13 protein-coding genes are annotated in these 11,636 nt (G+C 63.1%); 10 read left to right on the top strand and 3 right to left on the bottom strand.

Going from position 1 to position 11,636, the window contains the following annotated elements; translation table 11 throughout:
• The first annotated feature begins 102 nt into the window (after nucleotides 1-102).
• The 10 genes from KP003_RS02050 to KP003_RS02005 all read left to right on the top strand — a co-directional run bounded on the left by KP003_RS02050 (nucleotide 103) and on the right by KP003_RS02005 (nucleotide 8,735).
• Complete coding sequence (locus KP003_RS02050; RefSeq protein ID WP_216497341.1) at nucleotides 103-933, top strand: CheR family methyltransferase; 831 nt, start codon at nucleotides 103-105, stop codon at nucleotides 931-933.
• A 43-nt stretch (nucleotides 934-976) separates the two neighbouring features.
• Entirely contained in the window at nucleotides 977-2,263 is a 1,287-nt protein-coding gene (locus KP003_RS02045; RefSeq protein WP_216497342.1) for a methyl-accepting chemotaxis protein, read from the top strand.
• Nucleotides 2,260-2,712: a chemotaxis protein CheW gene (locus KP003_RS02040; RefSeq protein WP_216497343.1), complete on the top strand. Its 453-nt coding sequence runs from the start codon at nucleotides 2,260-2,262 to the stop codon at nucleotides 2,710-2,712. Before KP003_RS02045 ends, KP003_RS02040 begins: the two co-directional genes overlap by 4 nt.
• Nucleotides 2,712-3,077, top strand: a complete 366-nt coding sequence (locus KP003_RS02035; RefSeq protein ID WP_216497344.1) for a response regulator — start codon at nucleotides 2,712-2,714, stop codon at nucleotides 3,075-3,077. Before KP003_RS02040 ends, KP003_RS02035 begins: the two co-directional genes overlap by 1 nt.
• Nucleotides 3,078-3,080: 3 nt before the next feature.
• Nucleotides 3,081-4,712 carry a chemotaxis protein CheA gene (locus KP003_RS02030; protein WP_216497345.1) on the top strand — a complete coding sequence of 544 codons (1,632 nt, stop codon included), beginning with the start codon at nucleotides 3,081-3,083 and terminating at the stop codon, nucleotides 4,710-4,712.
• 63 nt (nucleotides 4,713-4,775) lie between these two features.
• Nucleotides 4,776-5,375 (top strand): chemotaxis protein CheC, encoded by a 600-nt coding sequence (locus KP003_RS02025; RefSeq protein ID WP_216497346.1) that lies wholly within the window; start codon nucleotides 4,776-4,778, stop codon nucleotides 5,373-5,375.
• Nucleotides 5,376-5,493: 118 nt separating this feature from the next.
• Nucleotides 5,494-6,201: a LolA family protein gene (locus KP003_RS02020; protein WP_216497347.1), complete on the top strand. Its 708-nt coding sequence runs from the start codon at nucleotides 5,494-5,496 to the stop codon at nucleotides 6,199-6,201.
• A 182-nt stretch (nucleotides 6,202-6,383) separates the two neighbouring features.
• Entirely contained in the window at nucleotides 6,384-6,869 is a 486-nt protein-coding gene (locus tag KP003_RS02015) for a YajQ family cyclic di-GMP-binding protein (protein ID WP_216497348.1), read from the top strand.
• A 16-nt stretch (nucleotides 6,870-6,885) separates the two neighbouring features.
• Nucleotides 6,886-8,232 (top strand): 30S ribosomal protein S12 methylthiotransferase RimO, encoded by a 1,347-nt coding sequence (gene rimO, locus KP003_RS02010; RefSeq protein WP_216497349.1) that lies wholly within the window; start codon nucleotides 6,886-6,888, stop codon nucleotides 8,230-8,232.
• An 83-nt stretch (nucleotides 8,233-8,315) separates the two neighbouring features.
• Nucleotides 8,316-8,735 carry a TraR/DksA family transcriptional regulator gene (locus KP003_RS02005; protein ID WP_015721986.1) on the top strand — a complete coding sequence of 140 codons (420 nt, stop codon included), beginning with the start codon at nucleotides 8,316-8,318 and terminating at the stop codon, nucleotides 8,733-8,735.
• Between the two features lie 207 nt (nucleotides 8,736-8,942).
• On the opposite strand, the gene KP003_RS02000 is transcribed toward KP003_RS02005, so the two are convergent.
• From KP003_RS02000 to KP003_RS01990, 3 genes are all read right to left on the bottom strand, one after another.
• Nucleotides 8,943-9,935, bottom strand: coding sequence for a 4Fe-4S binding protein (locus KP003_RS02000; protein WP_216497350.1), 993 nt, complete (start codon nucleotides 9,933-9,935; stop codon nucleotides 8,943-8,945).
• A gap of 177 nt (nucleotides 9,936-10,112) precedes the next feature.
• Nucleotides 10,113-10,880, bottom strand: coding sequence for a tRNA 2-thiocytidine(32) synthetase TtcA (ttcA, locus tag KP003_RS01995; RefSeq protein ID WP_216497351.1), 768 nt, complete (start codon nucleotides 10,878-10,880; stop codon nucleotides 10,113-10,115).
• A 50-nt stretch (nucleotides 10,881-10,930) separates the two neighbouring features.
• Nucleotides 10,931-11,617 carry a ferredoxin-like domain-containing protein gene (locus tag KP003_RS01990; RefSeq protein WP_216497352.1) on the bottom strand — a complete coding sequence of 229 codons (687 nt, stop codon included), beginning with the start codon at nucleotides 11,615-11,617 and terminating at the stop codon, nucleotides 10,931-10,933.
• Nucleotides 11,618-11,636: the final 19 nt, after the last annotated feature.

The raw sequence follows: 11,636 nt of genomic DNA, 5'->3' as shown, positions 1-11,636 counted from the left end.
ATGCTCCATTTGGGCAGCATCCTCACCACCTCAGGGGTTTCACGATGGCCTCGGTTGTACCGGAAAGAAGGCAGTCGGCGGCAAACGCCCGCGGCGCGGCAGATGCTTAGCGGCATAAGCGGCAGCGTCGAACCGGATATCGCCCCGGACACCTTCGAGGTCATCGGGCGCATCCTCAAGGCCCGCTCGGGGTTCACCCTGGACGGGTACAAGGACAAATGCGTCAAGCGGCGCATCCACATCCGGGTCCGCGCCACCCACTCCCCCTCCCCCGAGGCGTACGGCGAACTACTCACCCGCAGCACCGCGGAACAGGACCACCTGCTCCGGGTCCTCACCATCCACGTCTCCCACTTCTTCAGGAATCCGCCGGTTTTCGAAAAACTGGGCGCCGAGATCCTGCCGCAGCTGTTCGAGCAGCGCGACCAAATCCGGGCCCTGAGCGTCGGCTGCGCCGGCGGCGAGGAACCCTACACCCTGGCACTGCTCATGAAGGAGCGCTTTCCCGCGGCCATCGACGCGGGACGGGTCACCATCCTGGGCGTGGACGTGGACACGGCCATCCTGGAGCAGGCGCGGGAAGGTCTGTACCACCCGGACCGGCTGGCGGAACTCCCCCCGGGGGTCCTAGAGCGGTGGTTCGCACCCGAGGGGAGCCGCTACCGCCTCTGCCGCGAGCTCCGCGAGCAGGTCCATTTCGAACACGCCGACCTGAACCACCGGCAGGGGTGGGACCCCTGCGATCTCATCCTTTGCCGCAACGTGCTGATCTACTTCGAAAGGGAGCGCCAGGAAACCGTCCTGAACGGCTTCGCGGACGCCCTCTCCCCCGGAGGCTACCTGGTGCTGGGCAAGGCCGAGACCCTTTTCGGCACGGCCCGCAAGCGCTTCCGGACCATCTGCCCGGTGGAGCGGATCTACCGGGCCCTATGATAGCCCGACCGATTTTTTGAGCAGGAAAAGGAGCAATTCCCCCATGTACATCCAAATCGGCTACAAGTTCATCCTCGGCTTTCTGGCCGTCGTCGCCGCCGTCGTTTTCGTCCCTTCCGCGGTGCAGCTGCTGCAGTACTCCCCCGAGCTCACCAGCGTCATCTCCTACGTCGTGGCGCTCACGGTGGGGCTCATCCTGGGATCGTTCTTCTCCAAGAGCTTCACGAAGAACATCTCCCTTTTGACCGGCGCCACCGAGTCAATCAGCCAGGGGGACCTCTCCCGCGACCTCAACTTCCCGGCGACCCGTTTCCCCGACGAGACCCACTCCATGGCGCTCTCCATCAACACCATGCAGGAAAACCTGCGCGCCCTGGTGCGCCAGATCCGGGAGACCTCGGAGCGCGTCTCCGAGTCATCGCGCACCCTCTCCTCCAGCGCCCTGGAGATCAACGCCTCCACCGAGGAGGTGGCCCAGGCGATCGAGAGCATCTCCGGCGGAGCGGAGAACCAGGCGGAGATGCTTGCCAAGAGCGCCAAAGTGATCCACGAGATGGCGATCTCGGTCGACCTTGTGGCGCGCCGGGCCAAGGAGACGGCCAAGGCGGCGCGTGAGACCAGCCTCACCGCGCAGAAGGGGGGGGAGCTCGCCAACGACTCCGTCGAGCGGCTGAAGAGCTTCTTCGACTCCGTGGAGCTGATCAGCATGCAGTTCATGGACCTGAACGGGAAACTGCAGCAGGTGGGGAAGATCGCCGACTTCATCGTGGAAATGTCCCGCCAGACCAACCTGCTCGCCCTGAACGCCTCCATCGAGGCGGCCCGCGCCGGCGAGTACGGCAAGGGGTTCGGCGTGGTGGCCGAGGAGGTGAGAAAGCTCGCCGACGGCAGCGCCAAGAGCGCCACCGACATCGTGGAACTGATCGACCTGGTGAAGGTGGAGAGCCGCCGGCTGCAGGAGACCATCACCGACAGCTCGCGCGGCATCATCGTCGGGAAGAAGAACCTCGACGTCACCGCGGACGCCTTCAGGGAGATCCTGGCAACCGTCGTCGAGACCGAGAGGAAGGCCAATTCCATCGCCGACCTGTCCCAGATGCAGACGACCGGCGCCGCCAAGATGGTGAGCATGGTCGACGAGATCGCCAAGGTGGCCGAGGACAACGCGGCCTCCACCGAGGAGGTGTCAGCCGCGACCGAGGAGCAGCACGCCGCCATGCAGGAGATGGTGTTCCAGACCCAGGAACTCGCCCAGCTCGCCGGCGAGCTCCTGCGCTCGGTGGAGCGGTTCCAGGTCGAGCCGGAAACCGTGCCGGAGCCCGAGGCGTGACCCCGCAGCGCCTGCTTTTGTTCAGCGCGGCGCGTCAGCTCTTCGCCTTCAACCTGCAGGAGGTCTGCGAGGTGATGGAGCCGCAGCAGTGCTACCCCTTCGCCGGGGTGCCCCCCCACTACCTGGGGCTGATCAACTTCCACGGCAACCTGACCGCGCTGGTGGACCTGGCGAGCTACCTTGGCCTGCAGAGCCGCCCGCTGCCGGGCAAACTCCTGGTGATCGACACCAGGCTCGCCCACCTGGCCCTCAAGGTGGACGCGGTAGGCTCCATCCTCGACGCCGGGAGCATCACCGGCGCCAGCAGCCACGACGACCCGCTCACCGAGGCGCTGCTCGAGACGCCGCAGGGGAGCGTGCGCCTGATCCGGCTGGAGGCGCTCTTGAGCGGCCTGGAGCAGGAGCTGCAGGGATCCGTTCCCAACGATGCCAAACCAGGAGGTACCTGATGGCCTTGAAGGTCATGATAGTGGACGACTCCCTGTTCATGAGGAAAATGCTGCGCGACATCCTCGTGGAAGAGGGGTACGAGATAGCCGACGAGGCATCCGATGGCGTGGAGGCGGTGGCGAAGTACAAGGAGTGCCTCCCCGACCTGGTCACCCTGGACATCGTGATGCCCAACAAGACCGGAATCGAGGCGCTGCAGGAGATCATGGCCTACGACGCCGGCGCCCGCGTGGTGATGTGCTCCGCCATCGGCCAGGAGGCGCTCACCACGGCGGCGACCGTGGCCGGCGCCAAGGCGTTCATACTGAAGCCCTTCAACCCCGAGCTGGTGCTCCGGGTGCTCAGGGAAGTGGCCCAGGGGTAAACGATGGACATGTCGCAGTACAAGGCCCTGTTCCTCTCGGAATCCCGGGAGTACCTGCGCAGCATCGCCGAGCAGGTGGTGGCCCTCGAGCAGTCCCCCGCGGAGCGCAGCGCCGTCGACGCGCTGTTTCGCGGCGCGCACTCGCTGAAGGGGATGGCGGCCTCCATGGAGTACGGCGACGTGGTGGTGGTGGCCCACGGCATGGAGGACCTGATGGCGCGGGTGCGCGACGGCGCCCTCCCCTTCGACGCCGGGGTGGCCGACCTGCTCCTGGAAGGGGTCGACCTGATCGACGCGCTGCTTGACGACGTGGAGCAGGAGCGCCCCTCCACCCTCCCCACCGGCGACTACGCGCAGCGGCTGGCGATCTACACCCCGGCGCGACCGAAGGCGAGCCGGGAGGTCCAGGCGGAGCCGGAGCCCACCCACCCGGACGCGGCTGCGCCTCCCGCCGCCGAGGCGGAAAAGGCGAAGGAGTCGGCCGGCGAGGCGGGTGGCACGGTGCGGGTGAAGACCGAGCTTTTGGACCACCTGATCAACCTGACCGGCGAGCTGGTCACCAACAAGCAGCGCCTTTTGAACATCGGCCGGGAGCTCGCCTCACCGGCGCTCGACGACGCGGTCTCCGAGACGGCGAAGCTTCTGCGCGCCCTGCACGACGAGGTGATGAAGGTGCGCCTGATGCCCTTCGAGGCGATCAGCGACCGCTTCCAGCGCTCGGTGCGCTCGGTCGCCAAGAAAAGCGGCAAGGAGATCCATTTCGAGCTGACCGGGCGCGAGATCGGCCTGGACCGCGGCATGCTGGAGCAGCTGGTCGATCCCCTGAACCACATCCTCAGAAACGCCGTGGACCACGGCATCGAGGAGAGCGGCGAGCGGGAGCGGGCCGGCAAGCCCGCCAGGGGAACGGTGTGGCTCGCGGTGACCCGGGACCGGGACCGCATCCAGATCACCGTCCGCGACGACGGCCGCGGCATGGAGCCCAAGGCCATGATCGAGGCGGCCATCGCCAAGGGGGTTTTGTCCCCCGAGGAGGGCGAGCTGCTGTCGCCGGACCAGGCGCTGATGCTGTCCTGCATCCCCGGCTTCTCCACCGCGAAGGAGGTGACCGACATCTCCGGCCGGGGGGTCGGGATGGACGCGGTCAACGCCGCCATCCAGAAGCTCGGGGGGACCCTGGGGATTGATTCCGAGCCGGGACGCGGCACCACCATCACGCTCAGGCTCCCGCTCACCATCGCCATCATCCACGCCCTCGTGGTGCAGATCGGCCAGGTGAAGGCGGCCATCCCGGTGAACGCGGTGCAGCGCACCGTCGAGCTCTCCCGTGGCCAGATCGAGACCATGGGGAAGAGGCAGATGTTCCAATTGGACGGCGAGCCGATCCCGCTGCTGTCGCTGAACCGGGTGCTGGGGCTGCCGCTTGGTCGCTTTCCGGACGGCATCCTCCCCCTTTTCGTCACACAGGCCAAGGGGCGCCGGGTCGGCATCGTTGTGGACCGCCTTTTGGGGCAGCACGAGCTGTTCGTAAAGCAACTGGGGAGGCCGCTCTCCAAGATGGCCGGGGTAGCCGGGGGCGCGACCCTCGGCGACGGCGAGATCGTCGCCATCCTCGACCTGGCCGGGCTCCTGTGAACCGTTTCCCTACCCTCAGCCGCCGTCCCCCCCGCGGGGAACGGCTCATCTCCGGAGGCTAGCATGGCGCACCAAGACCTGCACGATGGCGAACTCAAGGCGCTCACCCAGGTGTGCAACACCGGCATGCAGCACGCCGCCGTCGCCCTGTCCCAGCTGATGGGGAAGGGGGTGAGCATCCAGGTGCCCCGACTCCAGGTGCTGGATGGCTCCGCCCTGCCCCACCTGCTCGAATCGCAGGAGGCGACAGCCCTGCAGTTGCAGATCCTCGGCAACGTGCGCGGCAGCATCATCATCCTCCTGCTCCAGGAAAACGCGCACCGCATCCTGGAACTGTTGCTCGGCAAACTCCCCAAGGAGGGGGAGCCGCTCTCAGAGATGGAGCGCGCCACCCTGATGGAGGTGGGCAACATCCTCGCCTCGGCCTGCCTCAACGCCCTGGGGAATTCGCTCAAGATGACCCTGCTCCCCTCGGTCCCCGCCCTGAGCACCGGACAGGGGAGCGACATCCTCGCCCGCGCCCTGGACCGGGGAGACGGCGATGAGGTGGTGGTGATGATGGACGCCATGTTCTCGGTCTCCGATTCGCTCTGCGGCGGGAGCATCTTCCTCATCCCCGCGCCCGCGTCGCTGGGGGTTCTCCTGGGCGCCCTGGAGCAATGAAAAGGTTGCACCTTACCCGGTTGTATGTCAGAATGCCCGGTCAAACTGCTGCTACTGCGGCACATTGAGGGTCCCGAGCACCAGCCCGAGACCTTCACTACTTTCAGAGGTCGAAGCCATGAAAATCGCCAGAACCGCCGTCTTGTGTCTCGCCCTGATCGCCCTCAACGCCGGCATGGCCCTCAGCGCCGAGCTCTCCCAGGTGGTGCGCACCATCGAGCAGGGGTACGGGTCGCTGAACGACCTGCAGGCCGACTTCAGCCAGAGAAGCAGCATCAAGGCGCTCAAGCGCGAGGAAAAGGGGGCGGGTGAGCTCCTCCTGAAGAAGGGAGGGGGCAAGGAGTCGATGTTCCGCTTCAACTACACCAAGCCCAAGCAGCAGATCGTCTCCAACGGCAAGAGCGTCTGGTACTACCTCCCGGACCAGAAGCAGGTCATGGTGATGGACCTGGCGCAGCTCCTCGAGGCGAGCAACGGCATCGCCATGAACTACCTCTCCGGGCTCGGGCAGGTCTCCAAGGACTTCAGCATCGCCTTCGCCGCGGAGCAGAAGGACAAAAACGGCAACTACCAACTGGAGCTCACCCCGCACAAGAAGAGCCCGGCCATGGCCAAGCTCCTTCTGACCATCTCCGGGGACGCCGTGGAGAGTTTCATCGCCAAGGGACATCCCGGCACCCCCTTCCCGGTGCTCTCCTCCACGGTGGTCGATCAGACCGGCAACGCCACCAGGATGGATTTCAGCAACGTGAAGACCAACCGCGGCATCTCCGGCGGCAAGTTCAATTTCAAGATCCCTTCGGGGGTGCAGGTCATCAAGAGATAGATAAAGCAGATAAAGACAAAGATTAAGAAGCAGACAAAGATAAAGATTTAGATTAAAAAAATACAAAGACTTTTCTTTAGTTTTACTCTGTCTTAATCTCAATCTTAATCTTAATCTGCCTTTAGGGGGTTTTACTCTGTCTTAATCTCAATCTTAATCTTAATCTGCCTTTAGGGGGTTTTATGCCGTCATTCGACATCGTTTCCAAAGTCGACCTGCAGGAGGTCGACAACGCCATCAACCAGACCGTGAAGGAGATCGGGCAGCGCTACGATTTCAAGGGGTCCAAGAGCGAGGTGACCCTGGAGAAGGAGAGCATCAAGGTCCTCTCCGAGGACGACTTCAAGCTGAAGGCGGTCATCGACGTACTGCAGTCCAAGTTCGTCAAGCGCGGCATCTCGCCCAAGGCGCTGCAGTACGGCAAGGTGGAGCAGGCCTCCGGCGGCATGGTGCGCCAGATCATCACCCTGCAGGTGGGGATCTCCAAGGAGAAGGCCAAGGACATCGGCGCCGTGATCAAGGAAACCAAACTCAAGGTACAGAGCCAGATCCAGGACGACCAGGTCCGGGTCACCGGCAAGAACATCGACGACCTCCAGGAGGTGATCCGGATCCTCAAAGGGAAGGATCTCGACATCGACCTGCAGTTCGTCAACTTCAGAAGCTGATCAAGAGGGGAATTTTTTGAACCAGAAGATTAAGGAAAAAGTGAGCCTGGTGAGCCTGGGCTGCCCGAAGAACCTGGTGGATGCCGAGGTGATGCTGGGCTACCTCTCAAAGGACGAGTACGAGGTCACCACCGACGAGATGCAGGCCGATATCATCGTGGTGAACACCTGCTCCTTCATCAAGGAGGCCAAGCAGGAGAGCATCGACACCATCCTCGACCTGGCGGACCGAAAGCACGACGCGCGCTGCAAGCTCCTCATCGTGACCGGCTGCCTGCCGCAGCGCTACCAGGAGGAGCTCGCCAAGGAGCTCCCCGAGGTGGACATCTTCATCGGCACCGGCGACTACCCCCGCATCGCGGAGATCGTCGCGGAGAAGAAGGGGACCGACGCCCAGCTCTGCTACACCGGCGACCCCAACTTCGTCTACAACGACGAGTTGCCGCGCCTGCAGTCCTCGCCGCACTACACGGCCTACCTGAAGATCGCGGAAGGTTGCTCCAACAACTGCTCATACTGCGTGATCCCGTCCCTGCGCGGCGCGCACCGCTCCCGCCCCTTCGCGACCCTCATGGCGGAGGCCAAGTCCCTGGTGGCGGCCGGGGTGAAGGAGCTCAACCTGATCGCCCAGGACATCACCGCCTACGGCAGGGATCTCCCGGAGCAGCCGAGCCTGGAGCTCCTGGTCCAGGAACTGGCCAAGCTCGAGGGGCTCAAGTGGATCAGGCTCCTCTACGCCTATCCGGACGGGGTCAGGGACTCGCTCATCGAGCTGATCAAGAACGAGCCCAAGGTGTGCAAGTACCTCGACCTCCCGATCCAGCACATCTCCGACCCGGTCCTGAAGAACATGAAGCGCAGAAGCGGCGAGGCCGATATCCGCGCCCTGATCGCCAAGCTGCGCAAGGAGATCCCGGACATCGCCATCCGAACCTCCCTCATCGTCGGCTTCCCCGGCGAGACCAACGAAGACTTCAAGACGCTCCTGCAGTTCGTCGAGGAGACCCGCTTCGACCGTCTCGGCGTCTTCTGCTACTCCCGCGAGGAGGGGACCCCGGCGGCGGAGATGCCGGACCAGGTCTCCGAGCGGGTCAAGCGCGAGCGCCACAAGAAGTTGATGCGGACCCAGGCCCGCGTCTCCTTCAAGCACAACCGTACCCTGGTGGACAGCGAGGAAGACGTGCTGGTCGAGGGGTACAGCGAGGAAACCGAGCTCCTCCTGAAGGGGCGTTCCTCCCGTCAGGCCCCCGATGTGGACGGCCAGGTGTACATAACCGCAGGCAACGCCAACGTCGGTGACATAGTCAGATTGAAGATCACTGACTCGTCTGATTACGACCTGATTGGGGAGATCATCGGCTAGGCTTTTAGTCTTGACATGGACCTCTATTGCTGTATTATTGCGTCGCTTTGCGGGACAATGAAAGATATGGAGACAGTTTATACATGACCGAAAAACCCGAAGAAATGAAAGCGATGCTCCTCAAAATGAAAGAGGAGACGCTTAAAGAGATTAACAAGACTGTCAAGTCCGGTTCCGATGCACCGATCAACGAGCCGAGCGGCGACATCTACGACCAGGCCTCCAGCGAGCGCGACCGTGAACTCGGTCTTTTGCTGGGCGACCGGGAGCGCGAGAAATTGCGCAATATAGACGAGGCTTTACTGCGTCTGGAAGAAGGCGAGTACGGCATCTGCGAGGAGTGCGAGGAAGAAATCCCCATCGGGAGGCTGAAGATCGTCCCCTTCGCCCGCCACTGCGTCAAATGCAAGGCGGACCTGGAGAAGCAGCAGGCACAGACCAAGCGCTTCGAAGAGGACAGGGCCTACCGCGAGATCTCCCTGGGCGAGGAAGAGGAAGGGTAACAGTTCACAACAAGGAACGGCGGCGGTGAGACGGGCATTATCCTTTTTCACCCGGCCGGTGCCAGAAATACCAAGAGGGGACGGTAGCGATACCGTCCCCTCTTTTTTTGTGGGAAACATGGGAGTTATGGGAATGATGGGAACTATGGGGACCCACCTGTAGGGGCGAATAACCATTCGCCCCCTCCCAGGTCGGCATCACCCTCGCTAGGGATGGTCCACCGGCGGTGCGGCGATCAGGCGCTGATAATCGCTCTTGCTGATGGAGCTGTGCCAGTGCCCGGTCGCCCTGCCGATCAGGGTCCCGCCGATGAAGAGCGCCACCACCAGGGCAGCGTACACCATCCCCGGCACCACCTTGCCGTTCTTCGCCTTCATTTGCAACGCCTCGGGCTTCGGGCAGGCGCTCACGCAACGCAGGCAGCCGACGCATTCCTCGGAGCAGACCCTTTCCTGGTGCATCACGTCGATGTAGGAGGGGCAGGCCTTGGTGCAGCCGCCGCAGGAGATGCAGGCGCTTTCGTTGCGCTGCACCTTGACCGGCGACAGGCGCGACACCAGGCCGAGCAGCGCGCCGTACGGGCAGAGGAAACGGCAGAACGGGTTCTTGAACAGAAACGAAAGGGCCAGCAGCACGCCGATCACCACGAGCGGCGTCCCGGAGAGGTTCACGAAGAAGTCGAGCATCTTCACGTCGGCCATCTTGTTGTAATCGCCGGTGATGAAGGAGGCGACGCTGTCCGGCGCCATGATCACCAGGATGGAGAACAGGAAGAAGGCGAGCAGCAGGTACTTGATCGGGCGCAGGAGCCAGTCCATCCAGAGCCAAACCTTGAAGTTCTTCCCGAACAGCTTCGTCCCCACCTTCCAGCAGACCTCGGTGATGGTGGATACCGGGCAGACCCAGGAGCAGAAGGAGCGCTTCAACAGAAGCGATACCGCGATGACGGTCAAAAGGACCACCAGCGCCGCCGGGTGCACGTCGTTGATGGTGCCCAGGGTCATCCACCCCTTGAGGCTCACCAAACCGGAGATGGGGAGGAAGGCCTCGACGCCGTCGGGACGCTCAACGAACGGGGTGGCGCCGCCGCTGCGGAAATGGAGCACGAAACGGTAGAAGGTTACCCCCAGGTAGAGGGAAAAGAGGAGAAAGCCCCACTGGACTGCGACCCTGACCTGCTGCACTTTTTTTTCTGCCATGAACCTCACCTTCTTTGCCTTGCGTTTGTGTTGCGACTTATTTTGTCACTACCACATGCTACCGTCGTATCATCAAGGAAAGCGGAGGTAGCATATGGAACCGATGGTCATAGGAGCTGTGGGAATCGTCGTCTACTGCGGGCACCTGACGGTGAAGGACATCATCGCCGATCTGCGTCAGGAAGGGATCCTGGTCAACCCCTTGTCCAGCAAGTGGCGCGGGTGCACGTTGGACAAGGCCTTCAAAAGGCTCTTCTTCACCAGGGGGTTGTCCCGCTCCAAGGTCTCCAATAACTCCTTCATCTTCTTGCGCTGCAAATCGGCGGTGCCGCAGACCGGGCAGCAGCAGCAGACCACCGGGAAACGGTTGTTGCGGGAGAACGGGATAATCTCCTTCTCGGGGACGTAGACCAGAGGCCTGATCACCGTGGTGACGCCGTTGTCGGCCAGCATGCTGGGCGCCATCGCCTTCAAGGAACCCACGAAGAACTGGTTCAAAAGGAGCGTCTCGATGAAATCGTCCATGTGGTGCCCAAGCGCCAGCTTGTTGCAGCCCATCTGCTGGGCGAGCGTGTAAAGCGTGCCGCGCTTCAACCTGGCGCAGATGGAGCAGTATGAGGAGTTGGGACGACGCTTCTCTGAGATGATGTCGTAGTGCTCGGTCTTCTCCATGTGGTAGGTGAAGCCGTGCTCCTTTAGATGCTCCTCGATGATGTCGGCGCGGTAGCCGCGATAGCCGGAGTCGATATTGATGGCGACCAGCTCGTAGCGCACCGGGGCGCGCCGGCGCAGCGTGTCCAGCATGTGCAGCATCGCGTAGGAATCCTTGCCCCCCGAGACGGCGACGGCGATGCGATCCCCTTCGGAGATCAGGCCGAAGTCGTGGATCGCCCTCCCTACCCTGTTCTTGATGCGCGTGAAGAGCGCGTCCTCAATGAGCGCCACGGCAACCTCCCGCGCGCAGTTCTCTGCCAGTCATGATTGCAGCTCTCATATCACTTCCCGACCGCGGCGTCCTGGCTGCCGAATACGGCCGCCCTGAATGCCTCGATCCCCTTCTCTTCGATCAGCCTACCCAGGCGCCCCTGCTGCGGGTCGTTCTTGTAGACTTCCACCACCCTGGCCACGATCTCCAGCACCTCTTCCTCAGTCTGGATGTTGTCCACCAGCAGCTCGGCCAGGCGCGGCCGGGGACCGGAGTTCCCCCCCACCAGGATGCGCCACCCCTTGTTATGGCCGACGATGCCGATGTCTTTCACGCCGGACTCGGAGCAGGCGAGGAGGCAGCCGGAAACGCCCATCTTCATCTTGTTGGGGAGCTCCATGGCATGGTAGATCTTGTCCAGCTTGAGCCCCAGCGAGGCCGAATCGAGGACCGCCCTCTTGCACCACTGGGTGCCCGGGCAGATCTTGATGCTCCTGACGCACAGGCCGATGGCCGCGCCGGGCGTCTGGGCGAGGTCGGCCCAGACCGCGTCGACATCCTCTTCCTTTACGCCGAACATGGCGATGCGCTGGGCCGAGGTGAGCTTCAGTTCCAGCTTGTACTTGTCGGCCACGTCGCAGATCTTTCGCAGGGTGGCGGTATCGGTGAAGCCCCCCGGGATGTGCGGGGCGATGGCGTAGGTCTCGCGGTCACGCTGCAGGATGGCGCCTTTTTCAAGCAGGTCCTTGGTGTTCATCATCTGCTCCTTTGTCTCG

This window comes from Geomonas diazotrophica (genome assembly GCF_019063885.1).
Classification (GTDB): domain Bacteria; phylum Desulfobacterota; class Desulfuromonadia; order Geobacterales; family Geobacteraceae; genus Geomonas; species Geomonas diazotrophica.
The sequence above is the reverse complement of the archived record's forward strand: the minus strand, read 5'-3'. Positions and strand labels throughout refer to the sequence as shown.